Raw genomic sequence first — 19,085 nt, 5'->3', positions numbered from 1 at the left:
CAAGTAACCTCTCCCGCTCATTCTCTTGTAGCGCTATGATCGATACTTAGCCTGAATCATCAGCATGATAATAACGAACAACGAAGGTATTGCAGCAATCACAAATAAATGGGTAATAACCAAAAATTGAGAAAGATAGCCACCAAATAACGGACCAATGACCGAACCCAAACGGGCAATTCCAATACTCCAGCCCACCCCAGTGGTACGAAGTGAAACTGGGTAATAACTCGCAGACAGCGCATTAATGGCAGGTTGCCCACCAACAATTGCAAAGCCAGCAATAAAAATGATGATAAATAATAAAACAATATGGCTAACTACATAGCCAATTAAAGCAACACTAATCACTGCAACTAAAAAAACAGGAATTAATACTTTATAAAATCCAGTCTTATCGATTTTAAGGCCCATCACGATACTACCAATCGTACCGCCTAATTGTAGAGTAGAGCCGATCATCAATGCTTGATTTAATGACAGCCCAGACTCTTTAGACAAAGTCGGTAGCCAGTTCGCCAGAAAATAGAGACTGATCATGTTTAAAATACTGATGATCCAGATAGAATAGGTAAAAAACGCACGCTTATTTTTAAATAACTCCAGTGGTGACTTCTTAACCTGAACTTCAGTCGTATTAATGATTTTCAGCTCTGAATTGAATGTTAATGCAGGATAGAATTTCTTTAACCAAAATAAAATTTTGGGCGTATTTTTGCTATTTTCACTTAAGAAATATAAAGACTCTGGCAGCTTAAAGAACGTGATAAAGAAAATAATTAAAGGAACAATACCTCCAAAATAGAAAATCGCCTGCCATCCTCCCCAAGGAACTAATAAGGCGGATATGCCTCCTCCCAACATTGCCCCGACCGTATAGCCACAAGAAATAACCATCATGGTGAAAATACGAGATTTATATGGAACAATTTCGGAGCTATAAGCCATGACATTTGGCATGATACCTCCTAAAAAAATTCCTGTAACAAAGCGGATTGCAGTCAATTGCTCAATATTGCCGACATGTGGTGTGACCAGCATCAATATGGAGAACATAAAGGTTGAGATCAGTAGGACTGGACGGCGGCCAAAACGATCGGAAAGTGAACTTAATAAAAATGATCCAACAAACAAACCAAATAAGCTGGCACTAAACACAACGCCTAGCATGGTTTTATGAACGCCCCATTCTTCAATAATCATGGGGGCTGCGTAAGCCATGGACTGAATGTCATAACCATCCATAATCATTAGCAATAAACAGGTGAACAAAATAAATTTCTGATAACGTCCAACTTTCTGCTGATTAATCAAATCACTTAATGCAACTTCTTTCATGGTCATCCTTTCTCCATGTTGCGCTTTCAATTATTCTCATTTTAATTACGTTATTCATAATTAATTTACGAATAACGTAAAACAAAATAACAATATTATCCCCACAAAGTCAAAAGATTATTTTTTGATTTATCGTACGGTGCTTACTGTCACTCATCACACCATATTTTTAAATTATTCTTTTATATTCAAATATTTGTTTTAAAAAACAGCTCTAGCATGACATCTCTTTCTTCCAAATTATTGGAACTTAGGAATTTCATCATCAAGCCATCGATTAGGTTTAACACCATGTTGGCATCGGGTTTTATTGCACAGGTTTCTAGACTAAAAACCAGATCAAAAATCTCATGAAGTAGCCATTTTCGATATTCAACCGCCATGCGGTAACCCTGCGAATAAACGAGTTTAATTTCAAATATGGCTTTGAGTAATAAGTGATACAGGCTATTAGAACAGACATGTAAACGCACAATTTCTTTGAGTTTATCGCTTGAAGTGTAGTATCGGTTTGAGTAAATAATTGACAGTACTTCTTCTTTAAGGAGCCTCTTTTGAAAGGCGATACACATTTCAATTAGGCACTCTTTTGAGGCAAAGTAGTTATAAAAAGTGGTTTTGGTTATTTCAGATTCTTTCACAATCAGGTCTATTCCCGCTGTGTGAAAACCATGGGTGGTAAATAAGCGTATCGCCGTACGAATAACCTGTAATTTTTTGGAAGAGATTTCTAAATCTGACATAGTTTTACCGTTATAAATTCTTGTTGTTTCTAAAAGAGATACTTTTCTGGGAGAAAAAAGGCATAGCAAAGCCGTAAGACTGTGCTTGGCACATCTCAAGTTTTATTGTTGATGCAAGTTTTTTGAGCCGTAATGACTTAAAGCCTGAAAACCTTTGGGTGATCAAGCTGCTTTAAATTTTTAAGTTGTGTCGTTATAGCTTTTGGCAAGGACTGCCAAGAAATAATGAATGTGCAAAGCCAACTCCTTCTATAGGGAGTTCTGCCAGACATTTTAAATTATGGTGGCAGAACGGAAGAGGGTTAGCAGACTAGTAATAACTCAAACTAGCACACCCGAAGGTGTCCCTCTCCCGTCCTACCGCTACGGGAGGGAACGAGTAGTTCACCACACAAGGCTGTTCCTCAGAAGGAATGGCTCTGATGCGGGAGTTATTATGCGGTCTGCTAAAACCGACTGGCAATGTGGCCAGCAGGCAAATGGTAATCTTCAAAAATTAAGGTGTCAATGTGAAATTGGCTAGAAATTATTTAATTAATTATTGTTTTTCATTTAATTACACAATTAAGGAAAGTCTTAAGTAAATGTGAATAATCATTTTGTTTTTTTAAGTTTTCTAGTTGAAGACACTCTTTTTTTCATTTGCGCTGATTTAAGAGATTGGAACAAGCTTCAACTAGAAATATGAATTACAATGATTATGATTCTTTAGATAATCCCCCTCCTAAAACTTTATAAATTTCAATCTGGTTATTTAATTTGAACTGTTCAAGTGCCAGTAGTCCTTGCTGTGCTGCATACGCAGAACGTTGCGCATCTAAAACCGTAAAATAACTATCAACTCCAGCTTTATAGCGTGCCATTGAAAGTTTATATGTTGCGGATGTGGCAGAAACTAAACGGCGCTGCGCATCTAAGCGCTCTTCAATATGTGCATGTGTAGCAAGCGCATCATTCACTTCTTTAAAGGCTGTTTGAATAGACTTTTCATATTCTGATAAAGCAACTTTTTGGTCTATTTCAGCAATTTTGATACCCGCCTTTCTTGTTCCCCAATCAAAAATTGGTAGATCAACACTTGGTCCAATTGACCATGCAAAATTACCCGACTTAAATAAATCTTTAAGTTCAGTCGATGCATAACCCGTAGAACCAGTAAGGCTTATGGTTGGGAACATTCGCGCTTTAGCAGCACCAATATTTGCTCCTGCCGCTCGTAAGCCATATTCAGCAGCTTTAAGATCTGGACGATGATTGAACAAATCACTTGGTAAACCCGCTGCAAAATTTTTCTCAAGGGTAATGTTTTTAATTGAATCACTTGGAAGTAAGTTTTCAGGAACAGGAGAACCTGCTAACAAATCTAGTAGATTTTTTGCCTGTAGAATTTGGGTCTTATAAGTTGCGACATCGTTTCTAGCAGTCTCTACCGAAATTTGTGCTTGTTTTAATGGCACTTCACTATCAATTCCGACATCAAAGCGCTTCTTATTAAGATTATAAGCATCGACTTGTGCTTTTAAGGTTTGCTCAGCAAGGTTTAAATTGGCTTGTGCAAAAGCATAATTTAGCCAGACCTGCGTGATGTTACTAATTAAACCAATTTGCACAGCTTCTTTCGCACTTTGAGTTGCAAGATAGTTATTTAATGCAGCATCTTTTAAATTTTGAACACGGCCCCAAAAGTCTAGCTCATAGGCAGTCATTCCTAAGCCAACTTGAAGTGTAGAAACTGGGTTGTTCGGGTTAATAGATGGGCTAACCTGTCGTACAGCATTTCCCGTTACGCCAATGGTCGGAAGCTGGCTATTTTTTGTGATTTGGTATTGTTGCTGTACGCGCTCAATATTAAGCGTAGCAGTCCGTAAATCCCGATTATTGTTTAGACCTATTTCAATGACCTGTAATAATTTAGGGTCAGAAATAAACTCTTTATAACTTTTCTCCGCAATGGTTGTTCCTAAAGAATTCTGAGCAAAATTTTGAGGAATATGAGAAATCGCTGTCGGCTGTGGTGCTTGCATATTTACACATGCAACGAGTGCAACAGAAAGTGCAGAAACAACGAGTCCACGAGATACGATTGCCACTTTCGACATAGTATTCTCCAAATAATAAAATGAGTTGAGCATAGGACGCATCAGAGGAAATTGAGTATTTCCCCTGATGCATTTAACTTAAGATGAGATTTTTTTCTTAGAAGTTAGCTTTTCCACGGCGCCCAAAATGAAGATAAAGAACACGGGAACAAAGAAAATAGCCAGAATCGTTGCCGAGATCATGCCCCCAAATACACCAGTACCTAAAGCATGTTGAGTCTCAGAACTTGCACCTGTTGCAATTACGAGAGGAATTACACCGCATGTGAAAGCAAGAGACGTCATCAAGATTGGTCGTAAACGAAGTTTGGCTGCTGCAACTGTGGCTTCAATCAAACTCATGCCTTCCTCTTTAAGCATTTTTGCAAACTCAACAATCAAGATGGCGTTCTTTGCGGATAGACCAATAATCGTAATGAGTCCAATTTTGAAGAACACGTCATTCATTAGACCTCTCGACATAATGGCAATGATTGCACCGAAAATACCAAGTGGAACAACTAACATCACAGAAAGTGGAATCGCCCAGCTTTCATAGAGTGCAGCCAATACAAGAAACACCACTAACATTGATAAACCAAGTAAAAAGGCCATTTGAGATTCAGACTGCTTTTCTTGTAGAGAAATACCAGTCCATTCGTAGCCAATACCTTTAGGCAACTTAGCAATCAACTGTTCCATTTCACGCATTGCCACGCCTGAAGATGTATCGAAGTTAGGAATGCCGGCAATACTTAAAGATGGTCGTCCGTTGTAACGATTATATTGTTGCGGTGCTTTGTTCCATTGAGGTGTTACTACTTCAGACAAAGAAACCAATTGGCCGCTCGAACCCATCACTTTCAAGTTCAAGATATCTTTGAGTTGCATACGTGATTTAGCTTCAACTTGTACAATCACTTGTTGCATACGACCCTGATTTGGGAAGTCATTGATATACATTGAACCCATTGAGGTTGAAATGATGTCTGAAACGTCTGAGAATTTAACACCAAGGGTATTAAGCTTTTCACGGTCAATTTTTAAAGAAATATTGTCACCTTGTGGTAAACCTTCATTCCACACCATATAGAACTTTTTGTTCTTGGCAGCCATCTGCATAAGTTGGTCTTGGGCAGCCAATAAAGCAGGCATACCTAAGTTTGCACGATCTTGTAAACGTAAACTAAAGCCTGAGAATGTACCCAGTTCATCAATAGCAGGTGGAAGTACCGCCATTGTTTCACCTTCCGCACTGTTCGCCATTGATGCATTGACTGCATTTGTCATTTCAGTTGCCGAAGAAGTTCGCTCTTTGAAATCTTTTAAGGTCGTGAAAGCAACACCTACGTTTTGTCCTGCACCACTAAATCCCCATCCCATAATCGTCGTATTACTTTTGACATCGGGTTTGTCTTTAAGCGAATTTTCAAATTCATTCACTACGTTTCGAGTACGTTCTGCCGTTGCATCCGATGGTAATTGGAAAGATGTCATAAACCAGCCTTGATCTTCCTCTGGCATAAATGCTGTTGGCCAATACTTCATTCCAGCAAAGGTAATGCCTGTAATCACCACAAAGATCATCATGACTGGAACTGTATGTTTGATGATTTTAAGGAGCATCAATTCATACTTTTTCGTCACTTTATCAAAGCTACGATCAAACCATGCAAAGAAGCCTTTCTTCTGATTATGACCATCAATAGGTTTTAAAATGGTTGCACAAAGTGCAGGTGTTAAAATGAGTGCCAATAAAGCCGAGAATAAAATAGACACGGACATGGTCAGCGTAAATTGTTTATAAATGATCCCGACCGAACCACTCGCAAAAGCCATTGGTAAAAATACAGCAGACAATACTAAGGTAATACCAATAATAGGACTGGTAATCTCTTTCATTGCCTTAGATGTCGCTTCTTTAGGATTTAAACCTTCGGTCGCCATAATCCTTTCGACGTTTTCAACAACGACAATCGCATCGTCGACAATAATCCCGATGGCAAGCACCATACCGAACATGGTAAGTACGTTAATTGAGAAGCCAGCAAGCAGCATCACGGTAAAAGTACCAAGTAACGCAATAGGTGCAACAATCGCTGGAATAAGCGTATAGCGTACATTGTGCAAAAATAAATACATCACAATGAAAACCAGAACCATCGCTTCAAGTAATGTGTGAATTACCTTTTCAATTGAAATTGTAACAAACGGCGCGGTGTCGTAAGGAACACTAAACTGCATGCCCTCTGGTAAGTTCAACTTTAATTCTTCAATTTTTGCTCTAACACCTTCTGCTGTTTTTACGGCGTTCGCACCCGGGCTTAACTGGATTGCGGCAGCAGTAGCGGGTTTACCATTTTCTAAAATAGCAAAGTTGTAGGCTTGTGATCCGATTTCAACATTCGCGACATCGGACAGACGAATTACACTTCCGTTGGTTTTGCTTTTTAAGCTGATATTCCTAAATTGTTCAACACTTGATAGCTGACCTTGCGCTGACAATGGAATCGTAATCAGTTGACCTTTATTTGCAGGTAAATCACCTAGGCGCCCCGGTGCAATTTCAACATTATTTTCACGAATTGCATTGTTTACATCACTAATTGATAAACCATAGGAAACCAATTTATTTGGATCGACCCAAATGCGTAAGGCTTTCTCTGCACCAAAAGATTGGACTTTACCAACGCCTTCAACACGTTTTAGCTCTTCTACGACATTTCGAACCAGATAATCACTTAAATCTACTTCTGAATATTGGCCATTCGGAGAGTTAATACCGACCAGCATCAAGAAGCCTGAAGATGAGGCTTCAACTTGTAAACCTTGTTGACGTACAACCTGTGGTAATCGTGATTCAATACTTTTGATTTTATTCTGGACATCAACCTGAGCCATTTCGACATCTGTACCCGGTTTGAAGGTTGCAGAAATTTCTGCTGTGCCCGAAGTATCCGTTGTCGCACTATAATAAAGTAGATTTTTTACACCCGATAACTCTCGCTCAATTAAAGTGACAACACTATCATTAATCGTTTTAGCAGTTGCCCCCGGATAAGTCGCACTAATGTTCACTTGAGGCGGAGCTACACTAGGGAAACGAGCAATCGGCAGTTTAGGAATACTAAGTAATCCAAACAATATAATAAAAATTGCGATGACCCATGCAAAAACAGGACGTCGAATAAAAAATTGTGACATCATTATTGAGCTCCTTGATTTGTAGAGGGTTTTGTTTCTACATTTGAAGCATTATTTTCTGATGCAGGCTTTTTCCACGTTGTCATTGCCAGTTTTTGATTTGGCTTGATACGTTCAATGCCTTCAACAACGATTTTGTCACCGACTTTTAAGCCTTTATTGGCGATATAGTACTGTTCATATTGCTGTCCAATTTCAATAGGACGAACTTCAGCCAATCCTTTTGGATTAATCACATATACCTGAGGTTCACCATTGATATTGCGTTGAATCGCTTGAGCTGGAACTAATAAGGCTTGTGGAATTGAAGCTCGGTCAATATTGACTCGCACATACATACCAGGAAGTAGTTTTCTTTCGGTATTATTTACTTCAATACGGAAAGTCACATCACCTGTTTCAGGATCCACATTAATATCTTCAAACAACATTTTTGCTGTGACGTTATATTGTTGTCCTTGGCTATTAGAAATACGCACAGTTTTTTCACTGTTTGCAGACAACTCACCAGTTTTTAAAGCCGCTTGTAGACGCTCATATTCACTAATTGATTGCTTTACATCGACGTAGACTTTATCAATCTGTTGGATTGTGGCCATGGTGTTCGTATCGCCTTGACCAACCAATGCGCCTTCAGTGACAAAAGATTGCCCAATACGACCCGAGATCGGTGCTCGAACAGTTGCATATTGCAGATTCAAATTTTGTCTGGTGAGCAAAGCTTTCATTTGTGCGACATCAGCAAGCGCCTGACGATATTGAGCTTGAGCATTACTCACTTCTTGCTTACTAATTGCATTACTTGGTAAGAGCTGCTCATAGCGATCTAACTGAACTTTCAGTCTCGTAACCTCTGCCTCAGCTTTATTGAGTGAAGCTCTATTACTATTTACATCTGCTTCAAAAGTTTCTGAATTAATTTTATATAAAGCTTGCCCTGCTCTAACTTCACTCCCTTGTTTAAATAAAACTCTTTCAATAATTCCTCCGACTTGCGGTCGTATTTCAGCAGTACGGAATGCATGCACACGTGCGGGAAGATTTTCACTAAAATTAACTGATTGCGATTGAATGCTTAATACACTGACTTTGGCTGGTGCTGGCTCAGCTTGAGCCGTTTCTTGTGAGCCACACCCCTGTAATACCAGCCCAATAGATAAAAATACAGGAAGTAAAAGATGCTTTTGCATACTGTCCAAACCAAGTGAGTTTTCGATGCTGACATTATTTTTGATGAGTGTGTAGCGATCGTCACTAAAGTGTGGAGTAACTGTGGAGAAATACTGATAATTTAGCGTATGATGATTTGAAATATTTTATCTAGCCAAATTTCTATGTTTGATCGTTCTTTTTCTTTTGATTGTCACGACAAAGTTATCCTCGTTGTCGAGGACGATTACGATATTGGTGACATTATTGAAAATTACTTGAAACGTGAAGGAATGACGGTTATTCGTGCTATGAATGGGAAGCAAGCGATTGAATTGCACTCTAGCCAACCCATTGATTTAATCTTACTGGATATTAAATTACCTGAGCTCAACGGCTGGGAAGTGTTAAATAAAATACGTCAAAAAGCTCAAACTCCCGTGATTATGCTAACGGCGCTAGATCAAGATATTGATAAAGTGATGGCATTAAGAGTTGGTGCAGATGACTTTGTTGTTAAACCATTTAACCCAAATGAAGTAATTGCTAGAGTTCAAGCAGTCTTAAGACGCACTCAATTAACAAATAAGACATCTCATAAAAATAAGGTCTACAAAGATATTGAAATTGATACAGATACTCATAGTGTTTATCTTCACTCTCATAACAAGAAAATATTGCTTAATTTAACGCTGACTGAATATAAAATTATTTCGGTGATGATTGATCAGCCCCACAAAGTCTTTACCCGTGGTGAACTTATGAATCATTGCATGAACGATAGCGATGCTCTAGAACGAACCGTAGATAGCCATGTGAGTAAGCTTAGAAAAAAACTAGAAGAACAAGGGATACTCCAGATGTTAATTAATGTGCGTGGCGTAGGATATAGACTGGATAATCCACTAGCTGTAAAAGATGATGTCTAAATAATATTAAGAATATGGCTAGGGAATATTTTATGAAAAGTAAGTTAGGCATCAGTAAGCAACTTTTTATCGCTTTCAGTATTGTTAATTTAAGCGTTACCCTGTTTTCAGTTTTATTAGGTTATTTCATTTATAACTTTGCCATTGAAAAAGGTTGGCTGACTTTAGATACCCTACAAGAGGATTGGACAGAATTTCATTTTATAGATTGGATTTGGATGTCTGCCGTCATTTTCTGTGGCTGTCTTATTTCACTCGTGATTGGCATGCATTTGGCTAAGCGTTTTATTATCCCGATCAATTTCTTAGCCGAAGCAGCCAACAAAATTAGTCAGGGTGATCTCTCTGCTAGGGCTTACGACAACAGAATTCACTCGGCTGAAATGTCCGAGCTTTTACATAATTTTAATGATATGGCGCAAAAACTGGAAGTTTCTGTGGAAAATGCACAGGTTTGGAATGCTGCCATCGCTCATGAATTAAGAACCCCAATCACAATTTTGCAAGGCCGCTTACAAGGCATCATCGACGGCGTTTTTAAGCCTGATGAAATTCTATTTAAAAGTCTCTTAAATCAAGTTGAAGGTTTATCTCATTTGGTCGAAGACTTACGAACGATAAGTTTAGTAGAGAATCAACAATTAAGATTAAATTATGAGTTATTAGATTTTAAGTCTGTGATTGAAAAAGTGCTCAAGGCCTTTGAAGACCGCTTAGAGCAAGCAAACTTAAAGCCAGAACTTGATTTAACGACAACTCCTGTATTTTGTGACCGCCGCCGTATTGAGCAAGTTTTAATTGCGTTAATTGATAACTCAATTCGTTATTCAAATGCAGGAAAACTTAAAATCTCTTCAGAAGTGGTTGCAGACAACTGGATATTGAAAATTGAAGATGAAGGTCCTGGCATTGCTACTGAGTTCCAAGATGACCTGTTTAAACCCTTTTTTAGATTAGAAGAGTCTAGAAATAAAGAGTTTGGGGGTACAGGCTTAGGATTAGCTGTTGTCCATGCGATTGTGATTGCTCTTAAAGGTTCTATTCACTATAGCAACCATGGCTCAAAAAGCACTTTCACCATAAAAATTTTGATGGATCATTAAATTACTCGGATGGTTTTATAATTTTACCAACAATATGCTCATGTGTAGGTACAAGCCCTGCTTTTAAACCCAGTGGCTTAAATACCTTATCTAACACAGATTGAGTAAGCTTACTTTTATCCTGCTCAATATCAGTTAAAGTCCGACGACTTATTCCAACCAAAGCAGCATATTGTTCTTGGGATAAATTCAATACGTTCTTTCGCAAATACGTCAACAATTGCCCAAGCGTAATTTCATTAAATAAATATTGTTTATATAAATCGATGAGAACTTGCTGACGATCTTGAGTCTGATTTTTCATGTTCATAACAACTCCCATCTTTTCAATTTAGCTTCTATGTAGTCAAATGATAACGCTGGCATTTCAATAATCTGTTTAGGCACACCTTTATCGATTAAGCGTTGTTTTAGTCCAACCAGATTAGCTGCCAATGATTTTAATGCACCTATAGACAAATCAGGATCACACCAAGGTGCAAGTTTTTGGGTAATTTGAGCCCAACGATACTCACCGCCTTCTTCATAAGGACTTCCCCATGTAGTCGATCTAATCACCACTTCTGGATCTGCTTTCATAGGTGCAAAGTCATAAATAGGAGAAAGAGAAATTTTTCCTGATTTTTTTAGAAAAGATGTGTTACGACCATGATTGTCTGAATTACCGAAAATAATATTAAGCAAATCTCTTTGTAACCACTCACAGATGAATTGTGAAGCATCAAAATCTGAATTGATGTGAGTCAGTAAATTACATAGATTCTCTATAACTTCAAAATGATTAAGATGGCTACCTGAAGACTTATTTAGCACCGAATAAACAGATTCCAAACCGTGACGGTGCCACTGTTGATTACGCCATTCTGTATCAAATCTTGGAAGCCACAAAGAAGGATACTTTGTACCTTCAATGAGCTTCATTTGAGTTGTCTCAATCGTATCAAAACCTAATTCATTGAGTATTTGATAGTAATAATATTCAGCTCTGACAATGTCGCAATCAATTTCACTGCGTTTATTTCTTGGAAATTTAACTAAATAATGTTGATCTGGTTGATCGAAACTTTCTTGGTATGTATCAATCCAGACTTTTTGATCTGGTGAAACACGAATAAGTAATTTGGGCGCTTCTCCACCGGCACCAGTTGCACCACCACTAATCGCACCCATTTGCTGAGCGTACTCAAGGAAATCAACATTACGATCAGCCACATCTTCTTTACTGAAATAACGTAAGTGTAAGGTTGAGTCAGGATTTATAGGTGGAAGTGCTTCTTTAATCCGTAAATTACCAACAGGGGCAATGCCCCCTTTTTCTAATAAAATACTATCTTGCTCTGCATGAGTTAAACGTTGTAAGTCTAGATAATTCACCCAATAACGTCGTGCAGCACCAGAAGGAACGATATCATCTAAAAAACCAAACCATGTGCTCGATTCATGTTTTATAAGTATTTGTACAGGAAGTGACAAACTACAGGCGTGCTCATCGCGCTTGTCTAAATGTTGAATTGCATATTCCAATTCATATTCTAATTCACTTGCACTAGCCGAACCCTGTTTAGACTCTAACAGTTTTAGTTCTGCTATATCTAACCAGCTCGCATCAAGTAAAGCTTGTATCGTTAATTTTTTCATTGAGATAAATGAGCAATTATTTTCTCAAAAATACTATAAAACAGACTTTTTGTGAATATATTTGCTCAATATTATTTAATTTATATCAATAGTGAGCAAAATTTTGCTCATTACGATATTTATAAAATGAATCGAATTTTAGCAATCCTGCTGTATAAAACGCGCCAGCGAGTGAGCTGATTCTTCTTCAGCCCACCCGAAGCCTAAACTAGATTACCGCTGATAAACTTTCTTCCCATTAAAAATGGTCCATACCACTTTTGTTTCGGCCAACTGTTCAGGTGAAACGTTAAAAATGTCTCTATCCACTAAAATCATATCGGCTTTTTTGCCCGTTTCGAGCGTGCCGATACTTTTATCTAAATAAAGTGCTTTAGCCGAATTAATCGTATAGGCCTTAAAGACCGTATCTCGATCAATGGCTTCTGCTGGGTTTAAAACCTCTCCTTCAATTCCTTTTCGTGTAATTGCGGTCGCCATGGCAATAAAAGGATTGGCTGTTGAAACTGGTGCATCACTTGCGCCCGCAATGGTTGCGCCATTAACTAACAGCGAATGTGCAGGATACATGCCTTTATAAGAAGTTGCATCGATATAAGGTTTTACCAGTTCTTTGTTAAAGCTGTCTTCATACGCCCATGCCAATTGCATAGAAGCAATCACATTATTTTGTTTAAAGCGCTTATAGTCTTTAGGGTCAACGAGTTGTAGATGGGTAATGCTATGAGGGACATTGCTCTGACGCTTTGAGCGAGCATACTCAAAGGCGTTTAAAGATTCCTGTACAGCTCTATCCCCAACGGCGTGGATGTGAACCAGCATATTTCGCTTGTCAGCTTCATCAACAACTAACTTAAAAGTATTTGGATCAAATAATAAAGTCCCTTGCTTGTTACTATTAGAATATCGGCCAAGTAGTGCAGCTGATTGGGCTGGAAACTCTAACACGCCATCCGCAAATACCTTTACACCGACTAAATTAAAGTTATCTATGTTTTTATATTTACTATTGATTGACTCAATGATGTTAAAAACTTGAGGCGTACTTTTTGAGTTAATGACATGTAACCCAGAAACTCGCGCCGTTAACTCTCCTTTCTGAGATAATTCTTTATACATTGGAATCATCCCTAATGTTTCCTCTGTATTTTTAATATTGGTAATTCCCTTATTCGGACTGGCATTTGCAGCAATATCCATCCATGCCGTGATGCCTAAACTGTTATAGTATTTGATCGCTTCTTTAGAGCCTTTATAAAGCAAATCATGTGATACCGATGGAATTTTATCACTCACCATATCCCAACCTGAATCGATGACAAATCCAGTTGGCTCAAATTTTTCATTATGTGCAATGTTTTGCTGATCCTCTGGGGTTAATTGCTGAACGAAGTTTGCATCTATACCCGCCTTTTTTAAGAGTGCTTGGTTTGCCCATGCTGTATGATGGTCGCTACCCACTAATGCAATTGGACGATCTTTCCATTCATTATTGTTAAATACATTGGAGAGTTGGTCAGCTAATCCCCAATATTCTGACGACAACCCATTTAAAAATAGAACATCTCCAGCAACACCCGTACCATCCAGACTCGATTGTCTAAGTTTTGCTTCCACCTTGGAAATATCTATTGTTATATCGTCACTATCCATAGTTGCTAATACAGCCTCTACACCAGAAGCTAAAGCATGAATATGACTATCAATTAAACCTGGCATTAAAACCTTGTTATCAAGGTCAAAAACTTGTGTATTGCTATCTGCAATTTTTTTAATTTCTTCGTTACTCCCCACTTTTATAATTGTTCCATCATGGGCAATTGCGATGGCTTGCTGAAAAGAGTCTTTATCTTTAGCGGTATAAATTTTTCCATTAATATAAATACTTTCGGCACCGTTATTGTCAGCACTATCATTGTCTGTGCATCCCAAGTTTATAAAGAGTAAACCTAGGCTGAGTGCTAAAAATCCTTTTTTAAATCTCATATTTAACTCCAAAAAATAATTTAAATTCTAATAATCGTTTTCCAATCTTCTTGTTGATCTGTTTGCATCAAGTGTTGAGTACTGAGTTCTATCCATTGCCTATAGTTTTGTTACTCTTGCAACACTTAGACAGGTCTATACGATGCTTTACGCTACTCACAAAGATCTCTATTTCACTATTGGATAAGTTCGTTAGTCTTGAGTCCATAATTGCAATTTTTGTTTTTAAGATTTCCATAAATTAATCTCCATTCGGTAATGGATAAACTAATTTTTAAGTTTATTTAAGGATATAAAAAGAATAGAGAAAATACCGCTTTATGAGATTTTTGTCCGTTAATCGGACAAAAAATATTCTAAAAATAATCGTTATTCTGGTTTTATAGTGATGAACTAGAATGGCATCCTGAGTCAAAGCTGTCTTTTGACTTTTTCCTTTAAAATTTTTGTTTAAATGTCATATCTAATCTGACCACGACTTATAAAATAATTTTTATAATTTAAATAATGGATAACTAAATATGGATCGTTTTAAAATTATTTTATTTATTACAAGCACATGTTTAACAACAACTCTTTATGCAAAACAACAAGTCGTCTGTGTTTTTGACCCAATTGGTAAGTCGGGAGATGCTTTCGCTTTAGCCAAAGATTATGCACTTGAAGCTAAAAATTGGGGAGCTGATTTATCTTTAAAAGCATATGTTGATGAACGAATTGCGGCTGAAGATTTAAAAGTCGGAAAATGTGATGGCACTATTATTAGTGGCTTACGTGGGCGTCAGTTTAATAAATATACAGGATCTTTAGATGCTGTTGGTGCATTAACAAATATGAAAACGGCAATTAATGCCTATAAGCTATTGTCCTCACCGATGGCCGCAAAAAACATGGTTGTAGGTCCTTACGAAATTGCAGGCTTAGGCACAATTGGCCCTGCATATTTATTTGTAAATGATAGAAGTATAAACACACTCGCTAAAGCTGCCGGTAAAAAAATTGGTGTATTTAAATACGACGAAGCGCAACCAAAGCTTGTTCAACATGTCGGAGGTCAGGCTGTATCTGTAGACGTCACCAATGCTGGTGGGAAGTTTAATAACCATGAAATTGATATTGTCCCTGCTCCTATTGTTGCATTTAAACCTTTTGAACTACACAAAGGTTTAGGTGAGAAAGGAGCTATCATTCGTTTCCCTTTAACTCAAATTTCAGCAAACTTCATTATTCGTAAAGATCAGTTTCCAGCAGGTTTTGGGCAAAAGTCTCGAACTTGGGTAGCCAGCCAATTAAATAGAACCTTTGGCATTATTGCTAAATATGAAAGTGATATTCCTTCAAAATATTGGATGGATATTCCAAAAAATGAACAATTAAACTATATAAAAATGATGCGCGAAGCACGCATACAGCTAACCAAAGCTGGTATTTATGACCCTAAAATGATGAACTTTTTGAAAAAAGTAAGATGTAAAGAAAACCCAAGTAATTTTGAATGTGCGTTAAATGATGAATAAGTAATAACGCAGCCCTTACTTTTCATCTGTTTTAAGGTGATAAATTTTTGGAAAATATTTTGAATATAAAAATTAAGTGAAATTGATTCATAAATTTAGCCAGTAGTGACAATATTTATTGTCTGACTACTGGCTAAAAATTTATTTATAAACTAATTAAATTTAGTCAATATCCATCAAATTTTTATTATATTTTTAAACAAATACTGAAAAGAATACAATAAAAAATGGCGCTAGTACTGTTAAGATAAAACCACTAAAAATAGCAATTTGAACATCTAATTGTGAGCAATTATTTTTTACAAATGGAAGGGTTGAATCCATAGCGGTAGCACCACACACCCCAATCACAGGATTCGGATAATTTCTTCCAAGAAGATATAACAATCCTATAGCGTAGAACTCTCTGATTAAATCAGTAAGTAAAGCAAAAGTACCCTGCTCTGGCCCTAAGATTTTTCCTATTAATGGTCCCGATAGAGAGAACCATCCAAAGCCACTTCCTAAAACGACAAGTTCAAAAAAAGATTTTCCTAAAATAAATGTTGTTAAATAAGCCGCGATAAATAATGAAAATATTGTAACGAGTGGAACCTTAAAGTGGTTTATCGTTAAAGACTGTATTTTAATAGTTGATAAATCTATACCCACTAAAAAAATTAAAATATATAAAAGAATACTACTTATAGTTTCACTGCTCCAACCTTTTGGCAATAAAAGATATAAGAACATACCAATAACAACCATAGTGATTGCTATCAAACATTCCTTAATTGGTTTAAAAATCTCAGATAAAGATTTTTTATGTTCATTTATATTCTTAACTCTTTTAAATAAGAAGATAAAAGTAATCAGCGTAATAATTGTAGAGTAAACAAAAGATTCTAAAATTACTTTAGTTCCTAGCTGCTTATCAAAAAGAATACTACCAAATTGAAATCCTATAGATATTAAAAGCAACCACACTAAGACAGCTATATAACTGACTAACTTATCTCTAGTATTACTATTCGCGGCTTGTCCCACTCCCCATCCTGAAACTAGAGCTAAGAAGATAGGGAGTAATGAAAATATAAGACTATTTATCATATGTTTTGTTTCGTTAGTGAATAATCAATTAAAATCATCCATCTTTCACCAATTAAATTATCTTGATGTGATTCAATTTTTTTAATTGGAGATACATAGTGGCATACAGAGGAATCATGAACAGCGAAACTATCAGAAATATTTTTTAATGTAAAATGACTATAAATATTCTTTTCATTAACTTCTTTTAAGCTCTTGTTTCTCTCACTTGGATGAGCGATATAATTCTCTCCCCCAATAATATTATTACTACGATAAATTAAGTGAGCAAAAGTAAAAGGTTCCCCATCCTGATGAAAACAATCTGGTGAACTAATTCCTAAAATATCACTTGAATTAGAAGTTAATTTAACAAAATGTACCCCAATATAAATAGGAAGATAATGATCATTTAACCCAAATGTTAACTTATAATCATCAATAACGAGCTGATTTAAATACTTAGTCTTTTTTACTTCTTCACTTAAAGCATTAAAGTATCTTATAGAGCTATGTTCAGGGTTGTTATTTCCTTGGTCATATCCTGATAAATATTCACCATTATCGTTTGCTACAGGAGGTAACCAAATTGGTTTTATCTCTTTTTCCCATGGCAAAATTAAAGCATTTCCATAGCGACGAAAGCGTTGGGTATCTGAGGGAGCAAATTGATCTTTTTCTAACATTTGAAACTCTTCAAATATTACTCTTTTTGAATCAGTATCAACCTCAGCAGCCTTATATTGTAAAAAGCCATTTTTTTCAAACGAACTTTTTAAAGCTAAAAAAGAATCTTGATAGTTAACATCTAAAAGCTCTTCTGAATTTATTGTGTTTGAGTATGCTAAGTTTTCCATATTTTACCTATTTAAGTATTATTAATATATATTATGTGAAGCAATATTATACAGATCTGTCTGTATTGTTCAATATAAAAAATAAGAATTCAAAGATGTATTCATGGCTATTCCTAACTTAATCATCTACTCAAAATTATTTCCTTCTCATCCCATCCCCCTCAAAAACACCTCAACCACTCTCTCATCAACCGCACTCAAACTTAAATGCTGAATAACGGTACCTTCGATCATATATAAAAATAGTTTGGCATCAGTAAAAGAAACATCGGCGTTAAGTGCTCTAAGCTGGCTATATATTTCGTTGGTGAGCCATGTTCTATATCGCACGGCGGTTTGGTAAGCTTTTGGATGGGTCAGTTTTATTTCAAAAATGGCTTTAAATAATAAGTAGTACAGCCCGTCTAAATCGGCATGTAAAAGATAGAGCTTTTTGAGTTTATCCATTGCACTTGTGTTGTGGTCATATTCAACCACTGAAACCACTTTTTCTTTTAAGCGTTCTTTTTGCACAATCAGACAGATTTCAATCAACCGTTCTTTAGAGTGAAAGTAGTTATAAAAAGTTGCTTTGGGTACTTCACACTCTTTCACAAGTCGGTCAATGCCGACTAAATGAAATCCGTTGTAATGAAATAACTCAATTGATTTATTTACGACTTTTAATGCACGTGTTGGGAGAACGAAATTTGGCATATTTTTACCGTTATAAAATTATTGTTGTATATAAATGAGATATAAAAAACGCTGCCTTTGGGAGAAAAAAAGGCATAGCAAAGCCGTAAAGACTGTGCCCAGCACATCTCAAGGTTTAATTGTCTAAGTTTTAAGTAATAACGAGCTAAAGCCTGAAAAAGCCTTACGGCGATCAAGCTGCGTTAAATGTTTTAAGCTGTGTTGTTATAGCTTTTGGCAAAGGTTGCCAAGAAATAATGGATGTGCAAAGCCAACTCCTTATATATGGAGTTCTGCCAAGACATTAGAATTATGGTGGCAGAACGAAAGAGGGTTGACAGACTGGTACGACGCCAGCACACCCGAAGGTGTCCCTCTCCCGTCCTACCGCTACGGGAGGGAACGAGGAGCTTACACATAAGACTATTCCTCAGAAGAAATAATCCTGATGCGGTCGTATGCAGTCTGTCAAAACTGCCTGGCAATGTAGGCCAGCCCGCAAATGGTAATCTTCAATATTTGAGGTGTCAATGTGAAATTGGCTAGAAATTATTTAAATAGTTATTGTTTTTCATTTAATTAGATAATTAAGGAAATTCTTAAGTATTAATTACAATCTACTTTTATATCATTAAGTTAAAGTTTAAAATTTCAAAAACTCAAGGTCTAGATTGGTTTAGATCAACTAAGAGTAAATAAATAAAAAAACGTCACTACTGTTATTAAGAAGTGTTTTTATGGGTGGCTATTCAGTATAAACTTCTTATTTAAAGCAACCAAACTCACCAATTAGGTCGTGT

14 protein-coding genes are annotated in these 19,085 nt (G+C 36.6%); 3 read left to right on the top strand and 11 right to left on the bottom strand.

Features of this window, described 5'->3' with window-relative positions; translation table 11 throughout:
- Nucleotides 1-33: 33 nt before the first annotated feature.
- The 5 genes from FY048_RS05235 to FY048_RS05215 form a co-directional block, all read right to left on the bottom strand.
- Complete coding sequence (locus tag FY048_RS05235) at nucleotides 34-1,338, bottom strand: MFS transporter (RefSeq protein WP_446090722.1); 1,305 nt, start codon at nucleotides 1,336-1,338, stop codon at nucleotides 34-36.
- A gap of 188 nt (nucleotides 1,339-1,526) precedes the next feature.
- A complete protein-coding gene (locus tag FY048_RS05230; RefSeq protein ID WP_446090406.1) occupies nucleotides 1,527-2,081 on the bottom strand; it encodes a TetR/AcrR family transcriptional regulator in 555 nt (184 codons plus the stop codon).
- A gap of 698 nt (nucleotides 2,082-2,779) precedes the next feature.
- A complete protein-coding gene (gene adeC, locus FY048_RS05225; protein ID WP_446090405.1) occupies nucleotides 2,780-4,180 on the bottom strand; it encodes a multidrug efflux RND transporter AdeABC outer membrane channel subunit AdeC in 1,401 nt (466 codons plus the stop codon).
- A gap of 78 nt (nucleotides 4,181-4,258) precedes the next feature.
- Nucleotides 4,259-7,366, bottom strand: a complete 3,108-nt coding sequence (adeB, locus tag FY048_RS05220; protein ID WP_446090404.1) for a multidrug efflux RND transporter permease subunit AdeB — start codon at nucleotides 7,364-7,366, stop codon at nucleotides 4,259-4,261.
- Complete coding sequence (locus FY048_RS05215) at nucleotides 7,366-8,553, bottom strand: efflux RND transporter periplasmic adaptor subunit (RefSeq protein WP_446090403.1); 1,188 nt, start codon at nucleotides 8,551-8,553, stop codon at nucleotides 7,366-7,368. Before FY048_RS05215 ends, adeB begins: the two co-directional genes overlap by 1 nt.
- Nucleotides 8,554-8,697: 144 nt before the next feature.
- Between FY048_RS05215 and adeR the strand changes: the two genes are divergently transcribed.
- Both adeR and adeS read left to right on the top strand, forming a co-directional pair.
- Nucleotides 8,698-9,441, top strand: coding sequence for an efflux system response regulator transcription factor AdeR (gene adeR, locus FY048_RS05210; protein WP_446090402.1), 744 nt, complete (start codon nucleotides 8,698-8,700; stop codon nucleotides 9,439-9,441).
- Nucleotides 9,442-9,473: 32 nt separating this feature from the next.
- The gene (adeS, locus tag FY048_RS05205; RefSeq protein WP_446090401.1) at nucleotides 9,474-10,544 is read left to right on the top strand and encodes a two-component sensor histidine kinase AdeS; all 1,071 of its coding nucleotides are present in this window, start codon (nucleotides 9,474-9,476) and stop codon (nucleotides 10,542-10,544) included.
- A 1-nt stretch (nucleotide 10,545) separates the two neighbouring features.
- On the opposite strand, the gene FY048_RS05200 is transcribed toward adeS, so the two are convergent.
- From FY048_RS05200 to FY048_RS05190, 3 genes are all read right to left on the bottom strand, one after another.
- Complete coding sequence (locus FY048_RS05200) at nucleotides 10,546-10,854, bottom strand: helix-turn-helix domain-containing protein (protein WP_446090400.1); 309 nt, start codon at nucleotides 10,852-10,854, stop codon at nucleotides 10,546-10,548.
- Complete coding sequence (locus tag FY048_RS05195; RefSeq protein ID WP_446090399.1) at nucleotides 10,851-12,182, bottom strand: type II toxin-antitoxin system HipA family toxin; 1,332 nt, start codon at nucleotides 12,180-12,182, stop codon at nucleotides 10,851-10,853. Before FY048_RS05195 ends, FY048_RS05200 begins: the two co-directional genes overlap by 4 nt.
- 213 nt (nucleotides 12,183-12,395) lie before the next feature.
- Nucleotides 12,396-14,168, bottom strand: coding sequence for an amidohydrolase (locus FY048_RS05190; protein ID WP_446090398.1), 1,773 nt, complete (start codon nucleotides 14,166-14,168; stop codon nucleotides 12,396-12,398).
- Nucleotides 14,169-14,689: 521 nt separating this feature from the next.
- Here FY048_RS05190 and adeT1 point away from each other — a divergent pair.
- The gene (gene adeT1 / locus FY048_RS05185) at nucleotides 14,690-15,685 is read left to right on the top strand and encodes a putative multidrug efflux protein AdeT1 (RefSeq protein ID WP_446090397.1); all 996 of its coding nucleotides are present in this window, start codon (nucleotides 14,690-14,692) and stop codon (nucleotides 15,683-15,685) included.
- A gap of 195 nt (nucleotides 15,686-15,880) precedes the next feature.
- Here adeT1 and FY048_RS05180 read toward each other — a convergent pair whose 3' ends face one another.
- From FY048_RS05180 to FY048_RS05170, 3 genes are all read right to left on the bottom strand, one after another.
- Entirely contained in the window at nucleotides 15,881-16,774 is an 894-nt protein-coding gene (locus FY048_RS05180) for a lysine exporter LysO family protein (RefSeq protein WP_446090396.1), read from the bottom strand.
- On the bottom strand, nucleotides 16,771-17,610 hold the full coding sequence (locus FY048_RS05175) for a 2OG-Fe dioxygenase family protein (protein WP_446090395.1): 840 nt from the start codon (nucleotides 17,608-17,610) through the stop codon (nucleotides 16,771-16,773). Before FY048_RS05175 ends, FY048_RS05180 begins: the two co-directional genes overlap by 4 nt.
- Before the next feature lie 147 nt (nucleotides 17,611-17,757).
- Complete coding sequence (locus tag FY048_RS05170; protein WP_446090394.1) at nucleotides 17,758-18,306, bottom strand: TetR/AcrR family transcriptional regulator; 549 nt, start codon at nucleotides 18,304-18,306, stop codon at nucleotides 17,758-17,760.
- Nucleotides 18,307-19,085: the final 779 nt, after the last annotated feature.

It is taken from the genome of Acinetobacter sp. 1124_18A (genome assembly GCF_052824995.1).
The sequence above is the reverse complement of the archived record's forward strand: the minus strand, read 5'-3'. Positions and strand labels throughout refer to the sequence as shown.